Below are 21077 nucleotides of genomic sequence, written 5' to 3' on the forward strand. Positions count from 1 at the left end.
CTAAATCGTGGGAAACGCGACAACGTCGGCGGGGCGTGCCAACGTCTCGGCAATACGGTCTTGCACCTCGAGCAGGCAGTCGAGCAACAGCGGGTTAAACTCACCGCACTTACCGTCCAAGATCATCTGGATAGCCTCCTTGTGCGGGATAGCATCCTTGTACACACGCACACTCGTCAGCGCATCGTACACGTCGGCCACCGAAACCACCTGTGCGGCGATGGGAATCTGGTTGCCCTTAAGGCCATCGGGATAGCCCTTGCCGTCCCAGCGCTCGTGATGCCAACGCGCAATCTGGTACGCATATTCCATAAGCGCATTGCCGACGTGATGGCGGCCCAGCTCAAGCAACATGTCGGCGCCCATCGTGGTATGCGTCTTCATAATCTCGAACTCCTCGGGCGTAAGGCGCCCGGGTTTGTTGAGAATTGCATCGTCAATCGACATCTTGCCGATATCGTGCAGCGCCGAAGCCAGGGCAATCGTAGAGCGTTCCTCATTGTCGAGGGAGATCGTGTCGCTACGCTGAACCAGACAGCCAAGCAGCAGCTCGGTCAGCTTCTCGATGTTCGTAACGTGCCTGCCGCTCTCGCCATTGCGAAGCTCCATAACGCCGGCCATGATGTCAATGAGCATGCGACTGTTCTTGACGCGCTCGTTGTACTGCTGGGACAGCAGGCTCGTCAGGCGGCGCTGTTTGGCATATAGGCGGATGGTGTTGCTTACACGGCGGCGCACGACACGGGAGTCAAACGGGCGGTTGATATAGTCCGAGGCGCCCAGCTCGTACGCGCGCAGAACCATATCATTGGAATCTTCGCTCGATATCATGATGAAAGGCAGATTGTCGATACCCGATCGGCGCGACAGATCGGCCAGCACCTCAAAGCCGCTTATGCCCGGCATGACAATATCCAGCAGCACGAGCGACAACTCATCGCCATAGCGGTCGACCATGTCGAGCGCCGTACGACCGTTGTCGGCCTCGAGGATGCAATACTCGTCCTTGAGCATCTCGTTGAGAATGGCTCGGTTCATCTCGGAGTCATCGACAATAAGCACCAAAGGCTTTTCGCTTTGGAAGGCTTCGATGGAATCGGCATCGGTCACGACCGTACCGGCTTTTGCCTTAGCGCGGCTCAATAACTGGACAGCGCGGCCAACGCCCTCATCGACCGTCTCGCCATGAATGCGAACACCGCCAACACATGCCGTCAAGCTCACGTACTCATGGCCCGGAACAATCGTGGCATGAACGGCATCGGACACCTGATGCAGGCGACGGGTGAAGTCATCGGAGGGAATATTGGGCATGACGACCACAAACTTGTCGCAGCCATAGCGTACGAGCTCGTCAGTCGAACGAATTCCGCTGCGTATGGCCGTCGCCACAGCACCGAGCGCAAGGTCGCCGGCATGACGGCCACACGTATCGTTGAAGACCCTAAAATCATCAAGGTCGATCACCGCAACGCCGGCATTCATGCGGGCGCTACGGAGCTTTTCCTCGTAATATCGGCGATTGCGCACACTCGTCAGCACGTCGGTGTAGACGAGGTCCTCTTCTGCAGCCTCTTGCTCATCGATCGGGCGCACCATCAGCAGGACGTGAGGCTCGCCCTCGACCTTCAGAGGGCGTAGGCGGGCGCGGTACTCAACACCATCGTTGAGCAGTTGCTCCGACACCTCATCGGAATCTGCCAAGGCCTCAAGACTCGATTGACGCAGACAAGAGCACCGATTGCCGGCGAGCAGGCAGTTAGGCTCGCTCTTAATCTGATCGGCCGACAGCAAACGCACCACGGGGTAGGTCTTTGCGACGCGGGCGACCTCAGCGGCAGCCTCCTCGTCGGTTAGATTGACCTCGTGATTATTGAGCATATGGGGCCCTTTCGATAGTTTCGCATGGTAGCGGTGGGTTCCAAATGTTACAAGGTTAACACCTTGCCGATGCAGGTAAGCACGTGAATGCTGTTACATTTTTATGAGTTGGCAGACGGCGCGATTGAAGCCGCAGACGTGAGGTCTTGAGCACATTTGTTAACACGGCCGAAACGTTTGCGAGTGAAGGCTGTTTTGTTTTTGCAGCTGTTAGAGCCCCAGGATGCCACGGACAGTCTGGGCAGCCGCTGTCGGGCGATCGCGCAGGCCGTTGTGCGCGCCGGGAACCATTACGAGTGGACAGCCCAAAAGCTCAGCCGCCATCCTCGTGCCCGCCTCGCGGGGTGTACCGACCGAAAGCTCGCCCAAAAACACAGCCGACACCGCCTTTGATTCTCGGGCGCGCTCCCAGTCGGGAGCATATGTCATATTTGTTCCGTATTCATTGGCCATAAAGCAACGACCATTGCGCAGGGCATGCTTGGCTTCCGCTTCGGTCGTCCCAGGAGCCTCGGGGTCCAAGTCGCCGAGAGCTCCCAAGAAAAGCCGAAGCGCCCTTGAAACCTTTCCAGCCGCAATCATATCGAGCAAAACCGGAGCTGCGCCCATGCCGACGCCTTCGGCCGACACAGCCGGCTCATGCAGAATCGCACGGGCGACGAGATGGGGTTCGGTGCGAAGAAGCTCCAGCGCCACCAACGTACCGGCGCTATGCGCAAGCACATTTGCCGGAGCGCCAACGTGTTCGATCACGGCTTGCAGGTCGGCGGCCTGAGCGGCAAGATCATAGCTGCCGTCTGCCGCATCGCTGCTGCCACCGCAGCCGCGGCGGTCGTAGGCAATTACGCGGTAGTTGTGGCTGAGCTCACAAGCGATACCGTCGAAAAATGTGCCGTCGACACAAGCGCCGTGCACGCACACCAAGGCAGGAGCATCAGGCGACACATCCGGGCCGGCATATTCGCGACAGGCAATCGTGGTGCCCGCATTCTCGACCGTAAAATCCATGTTGTGCCCCCATCATCAATGCTCATCCAGCTGCACGTCAGTGCGGTTGGATGGACCCGCATTGCCTTACGCCTTGTTAACAGATTAACTGTACCCGACCTGAGGCTTTTCATGGCACGGCATAATGAGCGACGTGAAAAAACGAAACTTGTAAAGCAAGAGCCCACACCTTGCTTTGGAGCCGATGCTATGCTTAGGCACAATTGTCTTGAGGAGCATATGCCTATGTCTACGTTTTTGAATGCCAGCCCCATCTTTGGGCCCGTTCGCAGCCGTCGCCTTGGTCTCTCGCTCGGCGTCAACATGATGCCGGCCAGCGGCAAAATCTGCACGTTCGACTGCATTTACTGCGAAAACGGCCTCAACGCCGAGCGCCCCTGCCATGAGCCGTACAACACAGCTGCCGTGGTACTCGACGCGCTCGAGGCAAAGCTGCGCGAGATGGCAGCCGAGGGCGAGCTCCCCGATGTGATCACCTTCGCAGGAAACGGCGAGCCCACCGCCGCACCGGAGTTTCCCCAGGCGATTGCCGGCGCCGTCGCGCTGCGCGATCAGCTGGCCCCAAACTCCAAAATCGCCGTGCTCTCCAACGGTACGCGCGCCGACCGCCCCGAGGTGCACGATGCGCTCATGATGGTCGACGACAACATCCTCAAGCTCGATACGGTCGATCCGGCATTTATCCAGCTGCTCGACCAGCCTGTTGGCCCCTACGACGTCGAGCACCAGATTGAGACGTTCGCAAGCTTTGACGGTCACGTTATTATCCAGACGATCTTTTTGACCGGTGAGTATCTGGGCAAGCCCATCGACAACACCGGCGAGGAGTACGTTGCCCCCTGGCTCGCGGCACTTGAGCGCATTCGCCCACAAGAAGCGACCATCTACACGGTGGCTCGCGAGACGCCGGTCGCCGGCCTTGCCAAAGCAGCGCCCGAGGCCCTCGACGCCATCGCCGCGCGCGTGCGCGCCCTCGGCATTCCCTGCCAGGTGAGCTACTAGCAAAACCACGCAACAGCTAGTGCCCGCCACCCCGCTCCATCAGTTGCGGTGATATAGTTCCGATTTATGCTGTTAAACAGCTTAAATCGGAACTATATCACCGCAACTTTTATGGACGCGTGGGTGGGCTATACTAGCTGCGGATGAAAGGAAGTTAGCCATGTATGACAAAGAACCCGTACCTGGCCGCAACGACGCTTGCTGGTGCGGCAGCGGCAAAAAATATAAGAAATGCCATAGCGCCTTTGATGAGCGCCTCGAGCGCTTGTGGGAAGAGGGCTGGGAGGTTCTGCCCCGCACGCTCTACAAGACGCCCGCCGATATCGAGGGCATCAAGCGCTCGGCCGCCATCAACGTGGGTGTGCTCGATTACGTAGGCGAGCATATCGCCGCAGGCATGACCACCAACCAGATCGACCAGATGATCTACGACTTCACCGTCGAGCACGGCGGCACGCCGGCCGACCTCAACTACGAGGGCTACCCCAAAAGCGTGTGTACCTCGATCAATGATGTGGTCTGCCACGGTATCCCCTGCGATACGGACGTGCTGCACGAGGGCGACATCATCAACGTGGACTGCTCCACGATCCTGGACGGTTACTTTAGTGATTCGAGCCGCATGTTCTGTATCGGCGAGGTCTCGGCCGAGCGCCAGCGCCTGGTCGACGTCACCCGCGCCAGCGTGGAGGCGGGCCTGGCAGCCGTCAAGCCATGGCTGCCGTTGTCCGTGATGGCCGAAGCCGTGCAAAAGACGGTCGAGGACGCCGGCTTTAGCGTGGTGCGCGAGTACGGCGGACACGGCATCGGTAAGGAGTTCCACGAGGACCCGTTTGTGGGCTTTACCACCGAAGCACCCGATGTGGACACCATCATGGCCCCGGGCATGGTCTTTACCATCGAGCCCATGGTCAATGCCGGAGCGCCCGACATCAAGATTAGCAAGGGTGATGGTTGGTGCGTGCGCACCAAGGACGGTAGCGATTCGGCTCAGTGCGAGGTGCAGCTCGTGGTGACCGAGGACGGTTACGAGCTGCTGAGCTGGTAGCCGTGGATGCGCCGGGCTTCGCGATGGATATGTTAACCATCGCAAAGCCCGGCGTTTTTATAGCGTTTTGCCTGATAAAACCTGCCAAAATAAACCTGCCCCTTTTGGTAGGTCGAGCGGAGAGGACTGCTTGTGAACATCCTGGTTTTGCTGCCCGTCAACGACCGTCATCGTGCAATTCTTGAGTCGAGCGCTCCGGGCGAGGACTTTATCTACACGAGCGCCGACGCCGCCACGCGCGAGCAGGTCGCCGATGCTGACGTGATCTTGGGCAACATCGACCCTGACATGCTCACGGCATGCGAACATCTCCAGCTGTTGCAATTGCAGACCGCTGGCTATGACGATTACTTGGCCGCCGGCACCGTGCCGGCCGACGCCAAATTGTCTTGCTCGGTGGGCGCCTACGGCCAGGCCGTAAGCGAGCACATGTTTGCCATGGTCCTTTCCATGATGAAGCGCCTGCCCGGCTATCACAACTTGCAGCGCGAGCATCGCTGGGAGGATTTGGGGCCGGTCACCTCGCTCAAAAACGCCAATGTGCTGGTGCTGGGCGCGGGCGATATCGGCGGCCACTTCGCCACGCTCTGCCGCAACATGGGCGCGCACGTCCGCGGCATCAAGCGCCATCCACTCGTCTACCCCATTGTGTTTGAGGACATGGACGGCATGGACGCCCTGTCCGAGCGCCTGGCCGAGGCTGACATCGTCGCATCCTTTATGCCCAGCACACCCGAGACCCGCGGCCTGGCGAACGCCGAGTTCTTCGCCGCGATGAAACCGGGCGCCTTCTTTGCCAACGGCGGCCGCGGCGACCTTGTGGTCGCCGACGACTTGGTTGCCGCCCTGGAGTCGGGACATCTCGCCGGCGCCGCGGTCGACGTCACCGACCCCGAGCCGCTGCCTGAGACAAGCCCCCTGTGGGATGCGCCCAACATGCTCATCACGCCGCACGTCTCCGGCTGGTTCCACCTGGCAGCCACGCTCAACAATGTGGTCGACATTGCCGCAGAGAATCTGCGTCACCTGCAAGCCGGCGAGACCCTGCGCTGTTGGATCGAACATTAGGGTTCCGCCGTTCTAACGAACGGCGGACCGGTCGACGCTACGCGCCGCCCAGAGCGACAATTTGTCATTCAAAAGGCAAGGCATGACCAGAAGGTCTATGCCTTGCCTTTTTCATGCCAATTTGTTCGCTCTGGACATCGCTCGCTGACGCTTGCTCAACCTGCGGTGTCATAACAATTCTGTCCAGCTGTTGGCTTTGCGGCATTTGCCCAGATAAAACCTGCATAATAAACCTGTCCCTTTTAGCAGGTTTTAGAGCTCCACGCTTTCGGCGCCGTTGATGGTTAGGTTTCGCTCGTAGAAAGCCGTGAGGGCGCGAATGGCGTACATCACGTCGCGTACGCCGCCGGTCTCGTAGCTTGAGTGCATGGCCAGCTGCGGCAGGCCCACGTCCACGGCATGCATGCTCGCCTGCATGTTCGACAGGTTGCCGAGCGTGGAGCCACCCGCCATATCACTCTTGTTGGCGAAGGCCTGCGTGGGCACGTCGGCGTCATCGCAAATAGCCTGGAACACCGCGCGGCTAAAGGCGTCGGTGCAGTAGTGCTGGTTGGCAGCCTCCTTGATGACGATGCCGCCGTTGAGCACAACCTGGTTGCGTGCATCGCACTTCTCGGCGTGGTTGGGGTGCACGGCATGTGCATTGTCGCAGCTCACGAGCATCGAGGCGGCAAGCGCACGGTGGTACGACTCGTCGTCAAAACCCAGCGAACCGTTAATGCGGCGCAGCGCGTCGGCCAAGAACGTCGACATGGCGCCCTGCTTGGTCTCGGAGCCAACCTCCTCGTTATCAAAGCAGCAGAAGACCGAAACGTCGTGCGCGTTCTCGGCGCCCAAAAATGCCTGTAGCGAGGTATAGGCGCAGGCCAGGTCGTCAAGCTTGGGCGTCGAGATAAACTCGTCGGCCCAGCCCCAGATGCGTGCATCCTGACGATTGACCAGGAACAGGTCGCGACCCAGGATCTGCTCGAGCTCAACATCCAGCTCTTCGGCGACCAGGGCATCGAAGTCACCCTGCTTAAGCTCGCCGGTGCTGATAAGCGGGCAAAGGTCAACGGCTCGGTTGGGAGCAAAGCCCTCGTTAACGCCGCGGTTCATGTGGATAGCAAGGCTCGGGATAATAGCGACCTCGCGCTCGGTGGCAAGCAGACGGCTCTCGATACGGTCGCCCTCGCGCACCAGCACGCGGCCCGCGAGCGCCAGTGGACGATCGAACCAGGTGTAGTCGATCATGCCGCCGTAGGCCTCGGTGTTCAGGCGCAGCGTCTCACCCGCGCCGTCAAGCTCGGGCACGGCCTTGACCTTAAACGTCGGCGAATCGCTGTGCGACGCCGTGAGCTGAAAATGATAGTCACCGGCAACGCCGTCCTCGCCCCACGTCGCGGCCAGGTCCTCGCCCACCTTAAAGGCAACAACGCTCGAGGTGTTGCGCTGCGTGTAATAACGCCCGCCCGGTTCGATGTCCCACGCCGCATTCTCGGGCAGGTAGGTAAAGCCCGCCTCGTCGAGCTCGGCCATAATGGTCGCCGCCGTATGGAACATGCTGGGGCATGCCTCGATAAAGTCGATAAGGTCGTTGGCGGCCTCGATATCATCGGCCGTCACATGCGCGCGCTCGGGCGTTTCCTGATCCGTCATGCTCTCCCCTTTCGCTGGGTTGATGATCCCCTCCAGCATACCCCGCCACGCCAGCGCCGCACTCTTCATTCCGTGCTTAATTCCGCGCCACTCACCAAGTTGAGCCATCATGCCCGCGCTCCTTTTGCGACAATTGCGCTAACAGGACGAGAGGAGTCGTCATGAAGCCACGTAACATTGCCATCACCTGCGGTGTCGCGGGAGTCGCCGTCGGCCTTGCCGCTGCCACCGGTATCGTTTATCACAAGCAAATCAAATCCGCCGCGTCGCTCAAACGCTTGACCGGCTACGCGGATGGCTATGACCTGTACGCAATCGACATCACCTACGACTACGATCTCGATCGCATCATCGCCGCTGGCGTGCGCGACGACCAGGCCTACATCGATGCCGTGGTGGCGCAGGTGCTGCCCGGTGTGCCGGCACATGTCCAGGCGCCCCAGTTTGCCTGCAGCGCTTTTGTCGCCGTAGATGCCGAAGGCCGCGTGCGCACCGGTCGCAATTACGACTTTAAGGACGACACCTCGGCGCTGCTGGTGCGCAATCACCCACGCGGCGGCTATGCTTCCATCGGGCTTGCCGCCCTTAACAACCTGGGCGATAACACTCCGCTTGACTCCGTCGCCGGACGCGCCGCGGCACTCATGGGCCCGTTTGCCCAGCTCGACGGTGTTAACGAATGCGGCGTGTCCATTGCCGTACTCACCCTGGATTCCAAGCCCTGTGACCAGGACACGCAACGGCCCGTCATCAACACCTCGCTCGCCATCCGTCTGGTGCTCGACCGTGCCGCCACCACGCAAGAAGCTGTCGACCTGCTTTTCGCCTACGACATGCACGCCATGGCAGGACGCGATTACCACTTCTTTATCAACGACGCCGCCGGTGACGCGCGCGTAGTAGAATGGGACCCGCGCGATCCGGACCGCGCTTTCAAAGCGACTCCTGTACGCCAGGTTACGAACTTCTACGCCTGCTATGGCGACGAAGTGCTGCCCAACCAAAAGAATGGCGAGCTGGGCCATGGTAAAGAGCGCGCCGTCGCAATCGCCGATGTTCTTGACGCCCATGTCGGTGCCCAGGACGAAACGATTGTCTGGAAAGCCCTGCGTGCCGCAGCGCAAGAACCCAATCCGGAAGACATCACCAGCAATACGCAATGGTCGGTCGTCTTTGACAATACCGAACCCGCCGCCGCCATTACGCTGCGCCGCCACTGGGGCGACGTCGACGCCTTCGCACTGTAAGGACCCAGGCTCGTCGACCTTACGCTCGCCTGACGTTGTTTACATTTCTATACGCTTGAGCTAACACGTTTTACCCCCGCATCAACAGTGTGCGGGGGTAAACTTATGCGCATGTTATAACTTGCCCGGAAGGATTCATCATGCTTAGGATCGGTCTTCTTACCAGTGGCGGCGACTGCCAGGCGCTCAACGCCACCATGCGCGGCATTGTCAAAACGCTTATGACCAATAGCGAAGAGCCTATTGAGATCTATGGTTTTGAGGACGGCTACCAGGGCCTTATCTACAGCCGGTTCCGCGTCATGACGCCCGCCGATTTTAGCGGCATCCTTACCCGTGGCGGCACCATCCTGGGCACGAGCCGTACGCCGTTCAAGCGCCTGGATATTCCCGAGGCCGACGGCGTCGAGAAGGTGCCGGCAATGGTCCACACCTATCATAAGCTGCAGCTCGACTGCCTGTTTATGCTGGGCGGCAACGGCTCCACCAAGACCGCCAACCGTCTGCGCGAAGAGGGCCTCAACGTTATCGCCCTGCCTAAGACCATCGATAACGACACCTGGGGCACCGAGCTGACGTTTGGCTTTACGAGCGCCATCGACGTCGCCACCAAGTGCATCGACGACATTCACACCACCGCTTCGAGTCACGGCCGCGTGTTCGTTATCGAGATCATGGGCCACAAGGTTGGCTGGATCCCGCTATACGCCGGCGTCGCGGGCGGCGCGGATGTCATCTTGATTCCCGAGATCCCCTACGACATGGATAACGTCATCAAGACCATCGAGCATCGCATGGAGACCGGCAGCCGCTTTACCATCGTGGCCGTCGCCGAGGGCGCTATCTCCAAGGAGGACGCGGCGCTGTCCAAGAAGGAGTACAAGAAGAAACTCGCCGAGCGCACGAGCCCGTCGATCGTCTACGACATCGCCAAGGAGATCGAGGCCAAGACCGGTCGCGAGACCCGCGTCGCCATCCCCGGCCACACGCAGCGCGGCGGCCAGCCCGACGCCCAGGACCGCATCTTTGCGACCCAGTGCGGCGTCGAGGCGGCACTGGGCTGTCTACGCGGCGAGTTTGGCTACATGATCGCCCTGCGTGACGGCAAGATGTGTCACATGCCGCTCGAGGATGTCGCCGGCAAGCTCAAGTATGTCGATCCCCAGAGCGATCTGGTGCGCGAGGCCAAGGCGTTGGGCATCAGCTTCGGCGACGAATAGCCTCGGCCGAAACTGCTCTCATCGGAGACCCCAGGGCTTACCTCCCAAATCGTCCTCGGACATGTCAGGATCCCGCCGTGCGCTTCGCGCGGCGGGATCCTTCCGTCCTGCGGAAAGATTTGGGAGGTAAGCCCTAGGGCCTCCTGCGGTGACTGGGGAGGCCGAGACTATTCGTCTTCTTGCTGCGGGTGCCTGGGGTGGTGGCGCGCGCAGACGTGGTGTAAGAGCGTCCTGAGGTCCGTCGCTGCAAGTCCCGATATTACTCCTTCTTGAGACCGCGCCTCTCGACTATCTCGTCCACTATCTCCCTGGCGCGCCGCCCGAGCGCGCGGCGCCTCCCCTCTGTCGGGGCCGGCCTGTCCGCGGGCTCGGCGAAGCCCTCGGCGGCCGAGGCCTCGGAGAACACGCGCTGCTGGGACCACTGTCCCTCGGTCTCCATGAGGCTCGCGCACGTCAGGCGCAGCATCGACTCCCTCGAGGGGAAGGACTGCACGACCCTGTAGCGGCGCTTGATCTCGCGGTTGGCGCGCTCCTGGACGTTGTTGGTGCGGAGCTTGGCCCAGTGCGCCCTGGGGAAGGCCGTGAACGCCAGCGCGGAGTCCTCGGCCTGCTCGAAGACCTCGCCGGCCCTGGCGGACACCGACGCCACCCAGGGCGCCGCCTCGGCCCACACGCAGCGCGCGAGGTCGGGGTCGTCCTGGTAGACCGCGGCGTGCACGAGGTCCCTGACGGCCGCCTTGGAGTCCTCGGGCCTGCCCGAGCAGGCGCTCTGGAGGTTGCGCTGCAGGTGCGTCACGCAGCGCTGCCAGGCGCAGCCCTGGAACAGGCGCGAGACGGCGGCCACGAGCCCGGCGTGGCTGTCGGAGACCACGAGGCGAACGCCGGCCAGCCCGCGCTCGCGCAGCCCGCCGAGGAATGCCGCCCAGGAGTCCTCGCTCTCGGTGTCGACCACGTCGCAGCCCAGGAAGTGCTTGCGCCCGTCGGCGCCCAGCCCGATCGCGGTCACGACGCCCTGCGAGACGACCGACGAGCCGACCCTGCAGCTCATGTAGGTGGCGTCGAGCCACAGGTAGCAGCACGGCGTGCCCGACAGGTCGCGGCGGCGGAACTCCGCCACCTCGGCGTCGAGGTCGGAGCAGAGGCTCGAGACCTCCGAGCTCGACAGCGAGGATATGCCCAGCTTGGACGCCACGCGCTCGACCTTGCGGGTGGACACGCCGCATACGTACATCTCCTGCACGATGGCGGCCACCGAGGTGTCGACGCGCGACCATCGCGCGAGCATGCCCTCGGGGTAGTAGGTGCCGTGCCTGAGCTTGGGTATCTCGAGCTCCACGTCGCCCACGGCGGTCTTGAGCGACCTGGGGCGGTAGCCGTTGCGGCTGTTCTCCCTGCCGTCGCTGCGCTCGTTGCGGCTCGCGCCGCACATCTGCTGGGCCTCGGAGTCCATCAGCGCGTTCATCACGCTGCCCAGCACCCTGCACGCGAACTCGCGCGCGTCGCCGCACTCCTGCCAAAGCCTCGCCGCCTCGAGGGCCTCGTCGCGGCCGAGGCGCAGTACACTCTCTTCTTGGGGCATCGCCTTTCCTTCCATTCGTCACCTTCATTACTCCAACGACGAATTCTAGGCGGTGTCCCCTCCCTTTCAAGAAAGGGCGGAGGCGGGGCATGCCCCGCCTCTTACACCACATCTCTGCGCGCTACCCCTGGGGTAGGATGCGGCGTGCATTTTTGGGAGTATTCAGCAGCCGAGGGTGCCTGCATACTGGATTTTGGGCGAAAGGCAGGCACCATGGGCCGCATCCTGTAAAAAAACGAGCGGCTCTAGAGGCGTTGGGACTCAGAATCGGGGCTTTCAGCGCAGTTTTGCACCCCCGCCCCCGCGCCCGCGGACCCCGGGACGCTGAATACTCCGGAATTTGCACGGCGCCCCCTGGGGTACCTGTGGGCAAAAAGCAACCGCCCCGTCAAAGTATGCATTTGGCGGGGCGGTTTATGCAAAAATGCTGCTGCGGGCGCGTCGGCAGCTCGCTAGAACTTGAATCCCAGGGCAGGTTACTCGGCGCTTTTGAGGGCGCCGACCATGTCGATCTTGTTGAGGGTACGATTGGTGGCGAGGTTGACGATAAACGTAAAGCCAAAGGAAAGCACCACGGCGAGCACGTAGCTTAGCGGCTCGACCTCAACATCAAAGTACAGCGACGGCATCTGCAAAATGTACGTAAAACTCTCGGCCAGCAAGCCGCCCAGTGGCACGCCCAGCGCGGCGCCAATTGCCGTGAGGATCAACGTCTCCTTGTTGACGTAATGGTGCACCTCGCCACGGCGGAAACCAAGCACCTTGATGGTCGCCAGCTCGCGCTCGCGCTCGGAGATATTCGTGTTGGACAGCGTAAACACCACCACAAACGACAGGCACGCCGCCATAAAGGTCACGAGCACCACGACGGAATTGATAATAGTGAAGTTCGCCTCAAAGTTCTCCCAATGCTCGGCCGTGCTCGAAATCGAAAGCCAGCCGTCACTCTTAAGCTTCTTGCTAAACGCAATCTGGTCGGCCGACGAACCCTTGAGCAGCGCAAAGATGCCATTGAGGCGAACGCTGCGCCCAAACGCGCGCTCATAGGTGCTCTGCGTCATGTAAAGCGTGTTGCCCAGATAGTTAAGCGAAATGTCGCTGACCTTGACCTTGGCGACGTTGAGTGACGAATCCTGGACGTGCGCCGTATCGCCCGGTTGAATCCCCAGCACCAGCTGTGAACTCTTACTCAGATACACGTCTCCGTCACGCAAAGACAGTGGCTCTTTGGACTCATCCTCAAGGCGAACATAGTCGTCCAGATCGTTCGTGCGGTCATCGGGCACCACGATCAGCTGCACGGTCTCGCTCTTTCCGCCGAATGTAAAGGTGACGTTGTCGGTCATGATCGGCAGCGTCGAAGTTACGGTCACACCGGAATCCTTGACCGCGCTTCGCTCGTCGAGCGCCGCGCACGTCTGCGAAAAATCGTCGGGATTGGCAACCGCCAGCAGGTCGTAGCGTGTGATGTGGCCGTACTGCTTGGGCGAAAGCGCGACCGACGTATCACGAATGCCCATGCCGCAGATCACGAGCGCCGTGCAGCCGGCGATGCCGAAGATGGTCATAAAGGCGCGCTTTTTGTAGCGGAACAGGTTACGCGCTGCCACCTTGTTCAAAAAGCCCATGCGGCGCCAGATAAATCCGATACGCTCGAGCAGAATGCGTGAGCCGGCACGCGGCGCCTTGGGGCGCATGAGCGAGGCAGGGGTCTCGGCCATCTCGTGGCGGCAGGCGATAATCGTGGCGCCCACCACGCCCACGGCAAACAGCGCCACCGAAACGATCGAGGACACGATGTCGTACGAAAGTAGCATCTGGGGCAGTGAGTACATGTCGTCGAACACCGTAAACAGGAACAGCGGCAGGCCCACAAATCCGATGATGTTGCCGAGCACGCCGCCGATCAGACAAGCCCACAGCGCATAGTCCACGTATTTGGACAGGATGCGCCCGCGCGAATAGCCGAGCGCCTTATACAGGCCGATGAGCGTGCGCTCCTCCTCGACCATACGCGTGGCGGTGGTAAGGCTGATGAGCACGGCGACGATAAAGAAGATGAACGGGAACACCGTGGCGATAGCCTCAATTGACGAGCTATCGCTCTCCACGCTCGAGTAGCTTGCGATATTGCCGCGGTCCTGGATGTACCAGGTGCATTCGCCCAGATCGGAAAGCTCGGCGCGGGCATCGGCAAACTGCTGGTCGGCGGCGGCACGGCGCTGGTCCAGGTCGGCTTGCGCCTGCGCACGCTCGTCGCTGCCCTCGGCCATGCGATTGATGTTGTCCTGCTCAATCCCAAAGAGCATATTCGCCTGGCGCTCGGCCGCATCCAAGCTTGCCGGCGTGTCGACCGTCAGCTCCTGGGCGCGCGCCTTCTCACGCTCCTCGCGGATCTTCTCGATATTGCCCTTGACCTCATTGATCTTTGCCGCGTAGGAATCCGAATAGGAGTTGAGGCTCTTGGCTCCCTCGACGATCACGTGGACCGCGGAGTAGGAAGAAGATGTCGCGGCGTCCTCGCTCACATAGAACTTATAGTCCGCCGCCGAAGCAGCGCGAAAGGCGTTGACTGTCGAGTCAGAACTTACATCAGTGGGGTCGAGGACCTCAGCCGTAATGGTGTAATCGCCCGCGGCAAACTGGTCCTTGGCGCTTTGATTGGACGAGCTCGCGTCATTGGCGGCAAAACTCACCGTATCGCCGATTTTCTTGCCCGATGCCTTCAGGAACTTCGAAGTCACCGCGACTTCATCGGCGCTCTCGGGCAAATCGCCGTTCACGAGCACCGGCTGATCGATGTTCTCCTTGGAGAGACTCTGCACGACCACGCGCTCGCGCGTTGTGCCCACGGCGGTGTAGGCGGTCTCGGTGTAGATGCCCTCGGCCGTTTCGACGCCATCGACCTCTTGTATGGCGTCGAGATCATCGTCAGTCAGGCCATAGGTCGACTGCACGTTAATGTCATAGACATTTTGCTGGTCGAAGTAGGCATCAACCGAATCACACAGGTCCTCGCAACCCGCCTTAAGGCCGCACATCACGCTCACGCCAAGCGCGGTGATGACCACGATTGACAAAAAGCGCTTAAGACTGCCTCGGATTGTGCGGTAGATGCCACGGCGAAAAACCGTCGGCACCATATCGTTTGAGCTTTGGGCAGTGCGGTAGGTCGTAAAATCCTGCTCGCGCTCCGTGTTCTGCGCGTCGCGGCGTAGGCTGTTTTGGCGGTCTTGGTCCATGGGCGCTACCACTCGATCGTCTCGATAGGCACGGGATTTTGCTGGACCGTCTCGCTCTCCACGCGACCGTTCTTAAAGCGGATCAGGCGATCGGCCATGGGCGCCAGCGCGGAGTTGTGGGTGATGATGATGACCGTAATGCCCTGCTTGCGGCAAGTGTCCTGCAGCAGCTGCAAGATCTGCTTGCCGGTTTTATAGTCAAGTGCGCCCGTGGGCTCGTCGCACAAAAGCAGCTTGGGGTTCTTTGCCAGTGCGCGGGCAATGGACACGCGCTGCTGCTCGCCGCCCGAAAGCTGCGCGGGGAAGTTGGCGAGGCGCTCACCCAAGCCAACCTGGCAAAGCGTTTGCTCGGCATCGAGCGAATCAGGGCAGATTTGCGCCGCAAGCTCAACATTTTCGAGCGCCGTCAGGTTGGGGACCAGATTGTAGAACTGGAAGACAAAGCCGACGTCGGCGCGGCGGTATTCCACGAGCTGCGCCTCGTTAGCGGAGCTCACATCGCGCCCGTCCACCGTCACGGTGCCGGAAGTCGCCGTATCCATGCCGCCCAGAATGTTGAGCGCCGTGGTCTTGCCGGCACCCGAAGCACCCAAAATGATGGCGAGCTCGCCGCGCTCGACCGTAAAGCTCGCGCCGTCGAGTGCGTGAATGCGGGCGTCGCCCTCGCCGTATGCCTTGATGACGTCTTTGAATTCGATATAAGCCATCGATCGGTTCCCATCTGGTCGGATAACTCTTTAGTATTACCCATTTCGCACCGACTAAAAAGGGACGGGTTTATTTTGGCAGGTTCTATATGGGGAAACGGCAGCTATAGATGAGGCGCCGGGGAGGCAGAGAAATCATCGATGGGGTCAGGCCGACCGCCAAACACAACGCACGCATCTCAATCTGTCAGCCAAATCATTCGAACAGCTGTTCGTTTCTATGATATGATTCAGCTATCTAAGCAGGCCAATACGCAGAAAGGCGGCCAACATGGCGTTCGACTTTAAGAAGGAATGCAAGGAGCTCTACAGACCTGCGAGCAAGCCGAGTATCGTAACTGTCCCGCCTATGAGCTACGTTGCCGTTCGCGGAAAGGGCGACCCAAATACCGAAGGTGGCGAGTATCAAAATGCCCTGCCGCTGCTTTACGGCATCGCCTATACCGTCAAGATGTCAAAGAAAGGCTCAAGGAGTATCGAGGGCTATTTCGACTTTGTGGTACCGCCGCTCGAGGGCTTCTGGTGGCAAGACTCCCCGAGCGGCGACATCGATTATGTACGCAAGGACGATTTCAACTTTATCTCGTGCATCCGCCTGCCCGATTTCGTCACTCAGGATGACTTTGACTGGGCGGTCGCGGAAGCCACGGCCAAAAAGAAACTGGACTTTTCTGCCGTCGAGCTGCTTAAAGTTGACGAGGGTCTCTGCGTTCAATGCATGCATACCGGACCCTACGACAGCGAGCCGGCAACCGTAGACGCCATGCATGAATATGCGACCGAGCAGGGCTATGTCCCCGACTTCTCAGACACCCGTTTACATCACGAAATCTATCTTTCCGATCCACGCAAGTGTGCGCCGGAGAAACTTAAGACTGTGGTTCGTCATCCTATCAAGCGCGCTGAATAGCGTGGAGCGTCATTTCACGCGCTGGGTTTTAAGCCAGCCAACCAGCCGCCTCCTAGGCCGTCCGGTAATTATCTTGACGCGGCCCGTCGCATCTTATAAGTTTGTTTTGCTAAAGCTGGAAAGCCTCTCAACGATGCGCAACTCCAGCTCTTTTTCTATCAAGAGGCTTAATGAAATACCAGAAGTCGCGGATATCCATCAACGAACAAATAGCACTATTGACAGAAAACAAGGGTCTTAAGTGCTCTGATCAAAGCGAACTCGAGCGAGCTTTGGTCGAAGCCAACCACTACAGACTGTCGGCCTACTGGTTTCCCTGCAAAACCAAATGCAAGTCCGGGATTACCATCTTTCGCGAAGGCACAACATTCGAAACCATCATCTACACGTATGAATTTGACCGAGCCCTCCGGCAGTTAATGTTTGATGCGGTCGGCAGTGCGGTCGGCAGAATTGAGATCTACCTCAGAAGCAGAATTGCCTATCTTGCCTCTGAGGAACGCGGGCCTTTCTGTTACCCAGATGTCGCCATAACGAGGCTCAACTCGGCATGCCCGTCGAGCTCTGCGCCGCACTGGGCTACGCAGCCGTCTTTGGCAGCGCCACCAATACGCTGCTCGCACCCATCCTTATTGGCTGCGAAGTCTTCGGCTTTGGTAACTTGCCGATGTTCATTATTGTCTGCGTTGTGGCTTACCTGTTCAACATGGATAAGTCCATCTACGCCCTGCAGGAGCGGGCGTAGATCGATGTCCAGGCAGGTGGTCTCAGCCGGAAACGGTGTCCCACTCTGAGGCTGTATTCCGGGACACGGTTTCCGCTTGGAACGCCATTCGGAAAGCGCATCCCGCTTTAAAACGGAATTCCGGGACGTAGTTTCCGTCTGAGCCTCCATTCGGAAAGCATGTCCCGTTCTTTCACGGCATCTTGGCTATGCAAAGCGCTCGAGTGTTACTCCTCGTACGCGCCCTCAAGCCGAAGCAGCCACTCCTTGCGATCAAGCCCGCCGGCATATCCGTTAAGCGAGACGTCCGCCGCCACCACGCGATGGCATGGCACAATAATCGAAACAGGGTTGCGAGCGACCGCGGCCCCCACGGCACGGGGAGACACAACGGGTGTCTCATTTCCCGGCACACGATGTCGAGCCGCAACACGCTGGGCGATCTCGCCATACGTAGCGACCTCGCCACGCGGAATAGAAAGCAGCTCGTACCAAACTTCACGCTGAAACGCCGTGCCAATCAAATGCAACGGCGGCGTAAACCGAGGTTCCTGCCCTGCAAAATAAGCATTCAGCCAAGCCCACGAACGCTCAAGCACCGAAGAAGCCGCACCATTTGCAGGACTCACCGACGACATGCCGCCAGCACCAGAAACTGCATCGGCGCCTTCAACATGTTCAGGATCTTCTTTGAGAAGCGTGGAGCCAAAATGCTCCTGTCCCTCAAACCAAAGCCCCGTCAGACCGCGGCCATCAGCGGCAAGCAAGATTTCGCCCAAAGGCGAAGCAAACGTCGTCGTGACCACCAGCGGCTCCTTTCAAAACTCCGCAACATAATACCGCGAATTGTGCAGACAACCCCAATCGACCCCAAAGTCACCCAAGGCAGCAGGCGCGCAGCGCCGAGGCCGCCGCCGGGACCAGGGCCCGCAACAGCCACGCGCCCCCACATCAGCCCAGCGGCCTCAACCAACAACGACCCCATCGCAGGCCGCTTGCAGCAGCGTCACCGCAGGCGGGGGCCGGGCTCAGTTTTCAGAACACTCCGCAGACCAGTGTGGCGCCTTGTCCGCGGCTCCGAAGGAGCAGGACAAGGCGCCACACATGGTCGAGGACGTTCTGAAAACTGAGCCCGGCCCCCGCCGGACAGGTCACACTACTCGCAGAGCAGCTTAGCGATCTGGACGGCGTTGGTTGCCGCGCCCTTACGGATTTGGTCACCGCAGCACCAGAAGGTAATGCCACGCGCGGCCTCCGGGTTCGAGATGTCGCGGCGCACGCGGCCGACCCAAATCAGGTCCTGGTCGGAGGTGTCCATCGGCATGGGGAAGCGGTCGTGTGCATCCTCGGCAGCCATATCGTCAACCAGCTTGACGCCGGGAGCGGCAGCCAGCGCAGCACGAGCCTCCTCGACCGTAATATCGCGCTCAAACTCGAGCGTAATGCTCTCGGAGTGCGAACGCAGCACGGGCACGCGCACGCAGGTGCAGTTCACGCGCAACTCGGGCAGGTGCATGATCTTACGGCCCTCGTTCTGCAGCTTCATCTCCTCGGAGGTAAAGCCTTCCTCCTTGACGCCGCCGATCTGCGGAATCAGGTTGCTCGCCAGCTGGGCGGCAAACGCGCGCGGCTCGGGAATCTCCTCGCCGCGGCCCAGGGCGGCCAGCTGAGCCTCGAGCTCGGCCATACCGGGAGCGCCGGCACCCGAAGCCGCCTGATACGTCGAGACGATCATGCGCTTCACACCGGCGAGCTGATGCAGCGGCCACGTGGGAACCAGGCCGATGATGGTCGCGCAGTTGGGGTTGGCGATAAGGCCGTGATGCCACTTGATATCGTCGGCATTGATCTCGGGCACGACCAGCGGCACCTCGGGGTCCATGCGGAAGGCATGGCTGTTATCGACCACGACGGCACCGCGCTTGACGGCCTCGGGCAGCAGCTCCTTGGCGATGTCGTCGCCGGCGGCGCCAAGCACAATATCGCAGCCCTCAAAGGCCTCGGGGCAAGCCTCTTCGATCACAATCTGCTCGCCGCGGAACTCAACGGTCTTGCCCGCGGAGCGTGCACTTGCCAGCAGTTTGAGCTTACCGACCGGAAACTCCTGCTCGTTGAGGCACTCGAGCATCTGGGTGCCCACGGCTCCCGTCGCGCCCAAAATAGCAACCGTGTACTGTTTCATGCTTCCCCCTTTAAAGGTTGTGGCTATCGCCCGCACGCCAAGCAGGCCGATTATTGTTGCCAGTGTATACAAGAACGGGGCGGGCACGAAACCCGCCCCGTCGAAACGAAACCGAAACGAAACGCCCCGCCGTAGATTTTTGAGGCGAGTCCCAAAAATCTAGCGAGATAGCAGCTACTTGTGGAGCGCAGCCAGAGCAGGATCGACCGGCGCGGAAGCCTCCAGGTCGGAGACCTTCACAATGCCGTTCTCATCGGAGAAGGCACGGTAAATGGTCCGAATCGCCAGATCGAAGTCCTTCTCCTCCACGCCAATGATGATGTTGATCTCGTCGCAGCTCTGCGAAATCATGCGCACGCTCACGCCGGCCTGGCCAAGCATGCCAAACAGATGGCCCGAGATACCTGCGCGGCCACGCAGGTTACGGCCGACGGTCGCGATGAGCGCCAGGCCCTCGACAACCTCGATCTCGAGCGGCTCGACCTCCTGCTGAATGTCGCCCACAAGCGAGTACAGCGAGTCGTGCACGTCCTGCTCCTGCACCACGGCGCCAAAGCGGTCGACACCGGTGGGCATGTGCTCGACGGAAACGTCATAGCGCTCGAAGACCGAAAGCGCGCGGCGCATAAAGCCAACACGGGGCTTGGTGCGGTCGCGGGCAACGTTGATGGCGACAAAGCCGCGCTTGCCGGTCACGCCGGTAATGATGGGCTCTGCCTCACCCTCATCAGCCGTCTCGCTAATGATGGTGCCGGGGTCCTGCGGCGCATTGGTGTTCTTGATGACCAGCGGAATACCCGCCTCGCGCACGGGGAACACGGCCTCCTCGTGCAGGACGCTTGCACCCATGTACGAAAGTTCGCGCAGCTCCTCGTAGGTAACGCGCGCAATGGGCTGAGCCTCGGGAACAATACGAGGATCGGCAGAATAGAAGCCCGAGACGTCGGTCCAGTTCTCGTACAAGTCGGCGCCCAGGCACTTGGCCAGGATCGAGCCGGAAATATCGCCGCCGCCACGGTCGAGCAGCTTGATCTGGCCCTCACGCGTCGCGCCGTAGAAACCGGGCATAACAAAGCCGCCCTGCTGGCCGTACTCCTGCACCAGCTCGGAGGTGCGATTCATGCTGAGCGTACCGTCATGATGGAACGCCACAACCGTCGCGGCGTCCAGGAACGGCAGGCCCAGGTACTCCGCCATCAGGCGAGCGGTGAAGTACTCGCCACGGCTCACGAGCTCCTCGGTAGAGTAGCCGCCCGAGCGGGCGCGCTCGGCAAAGGCCGCGAACTCCTCGCGGATGGGATAGGTGAGCTCCAGCTCGTCAGCGATATCAAAATAGCGCTGGCCAATGTCCTCGAGCAGCTCCTCACACGACACGTGATACTTAACGTGCGCGTTAACCAGGTAGAGCAGGTCGGTCACCTTGGTGTCGCCCTTAAAGCGGCGGCCGCAGGCGGAAACCACCACAAAACGGCGGGCAGGGTCGGCATCGACGATGGCCTTGATCTTCTTGAAGTGTTCGGCGTCGGCGACCGACGAGCCGCCAAACTTGGCAATCTTAATCATGGGCTTGAGGTTACCTTTCTAAAAGCCTCTGCAAACCTGTTTTGCGCGCTCTGATACC

At 60.4% G+C, this 21077-nt stretch carries 16 protein-coding genes and 1 pseudogene; 8 read left to right on the forward strand and 9 right to left on the reverse strand.

Annotated features, from left to right (window positions below; genetic code table 11):
* Positions 1-1881, reverse strand: coding sequence for a diguanylate cyclase (locus tag LCQ44_RS01505; RefSeq protein WP_225093880.1), 1881 nt, complete (start codon positions 1879-1881; stop codon positions 1-3).
* A gap of 210 nt (positions 1882-2091) precedes the next feature.
* Positions 2092-2889, reverse strand: a complete 798-nt coding sequence (locus LCQ44_RS01510) for an alpha/beta fold hydrolase (RefSeq protein WP_225093881.1) — start codon at positions 2887-2889, stop codon at positions 2092-2094.
* A 225-nt stretch (positions 2890-3114) separates the two neighbouring features.
* Between LCQ44_RS01510 and LCQ44_RS01515 the strand changes: the two genes are divergently transcribed.
* From LCQ44_RS01515 to LCQ44_RS01525, 3 genes are all read left to right on the forward strand, one after another.
* Positions 3115-3891 (forward strand): radical SAM protein, encoded by a 777-nt coding sequence (locus LCQ44_RS01515; RefSeq protein WP_217108382.1) that lies wholly within the window; start codon positions 3115-3117, stop codon positions 3889-3891.
* Between the two features lie 160 nt (positions 3892-4051).
* The gene (locus LCQ44_RS01520) at positions 4052-4939 is read left to right on the forward strand and encodes a methionyl aminopeptidase (protein ID WP_225093882.1); all 888 of its coding nucleotides are present in this window, start codon (positions 4052-4054) and stop codon (positions 4937-4939) included.
* Positions 4940-5071: 132 nt separating this feature from the next.
* The gene (locus tag LCQ44_RS01525; RefSeq protein WP_225093883.1) at positions 5072-6007 is read left to right on the forward strand and encodes a D-2-hydroxyacid dehydrogenase; all 936 of its coding nucleotides are present in this window, start codon (positions 5072-5074) and stop codon (positions 6005-6007) included.
* A 252-nt stretch (positions 6008-6259) separates the two neighbouring features.
* Here the strand turns inward: LCQ44_RS01525 and LCQ44_RS01530 are convergent, their stop codons facing one another.
* On the reverse strand, positions 6260-7645 hold the full coding sequence (locus LCQ44_RS01530; protein WP_225093884.1) for a M18 family aminopeptidase: 1386 nt from the start codon (positions 7643-7645) through the stop codon (positions 6260-6262).
* A 161-nt stretch (positions 7646-7806) separates the two neighbouring features.
* Between LCQ44_RS01530 and LCQ44_RS01535 the strand changes: the two genes are divergently transcribed.
* Complete coding sequence (locus LCQ44_RS01535) at positions 7807-8892, forward strand: carcinine hydrolase/isopenicillin-N N-acyltransferase family protein (RefSeq protein ID WP_225093885.1); 1086 nt, start codon at positions 7807-7809, stop codon at positions 8890-8892.
* Between the two features lie 140 nt (positions 8893-9032).
* Positions 9033-10112, forward strand: a complete 1080-nt coding sequence (locus LCQ44_RS01540) for a 6-phosphofructokinase (protein ID WP_117736125.1) — start codon at positions 9033-9035, stop codon at positions 10110-10112.
* A gap of 259 nt (positions 10113-10371) precedes the next feature.
* Here LCQ44_RS01540 and LCQ44_RS01545 read toward each other — a convergent pair whose 3' ends face one another.
* The 3 genes from LCQ44_RS01545 to LCQ44_RS01555 form a co-directional block, all read right to left on the reverse strand.
* A complete protein-coding gene (locus LCQ44_RS01545; RefSeq protein WP_089573697.1) occupies positions 10372-11706 on the reverse strand; it encodes an IS256 family transposase in 1335 nt (444 codons plus the stop codon).
* Between the two features lie 461 nt (positions 11707-12167).
* Positions 12168-14933, reverse strand: a complete 2766-nt coding sequence (locus LCQ44_RS01550; protein WP_225093886.1) for an FtsX-like permease family protein — start codon at positions 14931-14933, stop codon at positions 12168-12170.
* Between the two features lie 5 nt (positions 14934-14938).
* Complete coding sequence (locus LCQ44_RS01555) at positions 14939-15640, reverse strand: ABC transporter ATP-binding protein (RefSeq protein WP_138339534.1); 702 nt, start codon at positions 15638-15640, stop codon at positions 14939-14941.
* A gap of 271 nt (positions 15641-15911) precedes the next feature.
* Here LCQ44_RS01555 and LCQ44_RS01560 point away from each other — a divergent pair, with 271 nt between their 5' ends.
* The 3 genes and pseudogenes from LCQ44_RS01560 to LCQ44_RS01570 all read left to right on the forward strand — a co-directional run bounded on the left by LCQ44_RS01560 (position 15912) and on the right by LCQ44_RS01570 (position 17295).
* A complete protein-coding gene (locus LCQ44_RS01560; RefSeq protein ID WP_195361856.1) occupies positions 15912-16550 on the forward strand; it encodes a GyrI-like domain-containing protein in 639 nt (212 codons plus the stop codon).
* Positions 16551-16720: 170 nt separating this feature from the next.
* A pseudogene (locus tag LCQ44_RS10070) lies at positions 16721-17068 on the forward strand (Abi family protein); the annotation flags it as partial.
* A gap of 32 nt (positions 17069-17100) precedes the next feature.
* On the forward strand, positions 17101-17295 hold the full coding sequence (locus LCQ44_RS01570; RefSeq protein WP_117635684.1) for a chloride channel protein: 195 nt from the start codon (positions 17101-17103) through the stop codon (positions 17293-17295).
* Positions 17296-17501: 206 nt separating this feature from the next.
* Here the strand turns inward: LCQ44_RS01570 and LCQ44_RS01575 are convergent, their stop codons facing one another.
* The 3 genes from LCQ44_RS01575 to LCQ44_RS01585 form a co-directional block, all read right to left on the reverse strand.
* Positions 17502-18080 (reverse strand): methylated-DNA--[protein]-cysteine S-methyltransferase, encoded by a 579-nt coding sequence (locus LCQ44_RS01575; protein ID WP_225093887.1) that lies wholly within the window; start codon positions 18078-18080, stop codon positions 17502-17504.
* A 350-nt stretch (positions 18081-18430) separates the two neighbouring features.
* Positions 18431-19456 carry an aspartate-semialdehyde dehydrogenase gene (locus tag LCQ44_RS01580; RefSeq protein ID WP_117766544.1) on the reverse strand — a complete coding sequence of 342 codons (1026 nt, stop codon included), beginning with the start codon at positions 19454-19456 and terminating at the stop codon, positions 18431-18433.
* 174 nt (positions 19457-19630) lie between these two features.
* Positions 19631-21019: an aspartate kinase gene (locus tag LCQ44_RS01585; RefSeq protein ID WP_138113249.1), complete on the reverse strand. Its 1389-nt coding sequence runs from the start codon at positions 21017-21019 to the stop codon at positions 19631-19633.
* Positions 21020-21077 lie beyond the last annotated feature (58 nt).

Source organism: Collinsella aerofaciens (assembly GCF_020181355.1).
Classification (GTDB): domain Bacteria; phylum Actinomycetota; class Coriobacteriia; order Coriobacteriales; family Coriobacteriaceae; genus Collinsella.

Bases quoted from the DNA above. Each gene is read 5' to 3' on its own strand.
- LCQ44_RS01535 (WP_225093885.1), top strand. From the start codon at position 7,807: ATGAAGCCACGTAACATTGCCATCACCTGCGGTGTCGCGGGAGTCGCC.
- LCQ44_RS01520 (WP_225093882.1), top strand. From the start codon at position 4,052: ATGTATGACAAAGAACCCGTACCTGGCCGCAACGACGCTTGCTGGTGC.
- LCQ44_RS01550 (WP_225093886.1), bottom strand. From the start codon at position 14,933: ATGGACCAAGACCGCCAAAACAGCCTACGCCGCGACGCGCAGAACACG.
- LCQ44_RS01545 (WP_089573697.1), bottom strand. From the start codon at position 11,706: ATGGAAGGAAAGGCGATGCCCCAAGAAGAGAGTGTACTGCGCCTCGGC.
- LCQ44_RS01505 (WP_225093880.1), bottom strand. From the start codon at position 1,881: ATGCTCAATAATCACGAGGTCAATCTAACCGACGAGGAGGCTGCCGCT.
- LCQ44_RS01510 (WP_225093881.1), bottom strand. From the start codon at position 2,889: ATGGATTTTACGGTCGAGAATGCGGGCACCACGATTGCCTGTCGCGAA.
- LCQ44_RS01560 (WP_195361856.1), top strand. From the start codon at position 15,912: ATGGCGTTCGACTTTAAGAAGGAATGCAAGGAGCTCTACAGACCTGCG.
- LCQ44_RS01530 (WP_225093884.1), bottom strand. From the start codon at position 7,645: ATGACGGATCAGGAAACGCCCGAGCGCGCGCATGTGACGGCCGATGAT.
- LCQ44_RS01585 (WP_138113249.1), bottom strand. From the start codon at position 21,019: ATGATTAAGATTGCCAAGTTTGGCGGCTCGTCGGTCGCCGACGCCGAA.
- LCQ44_RS01570 (WP_117635684.1), top strand. From the start codon at position 17,101: ATGCCCGTCGAGCTCTGCGCCGCACTGGGCTACGCAGCCGTCTTTGGC.
- LCQ44_RS01540 (WP_117736125.1), top strand. From the start codon at position 9,033: ATGCTTAGGATCGGTCTTCTTACCAGTGGCGGCGACTGCCAGGCGCTC.
- LCQ44_RS01580 (WP_117766544.1), bottom strand. From the start codon at position 19,456: ATGAAACAGTACACGGTTGCTATTTTGGGCGCGACGGGAGCCGTGGGC.
- LCQ44_RS01515 (WP_217108382.1), top strand. From the start codon at position 3,115: ATGTCTACGTTTTTGAATGCCAGCCCCATCTTTGGGCCCGTTCGCAGC.
- LCQ44_RS01555 (WP_138339534.1), bottom strand. From the start codon at position 15,640: ATGGCTTATATCGAATTCAAAGACGTCATCAAGGCATACGGCGAGGGC.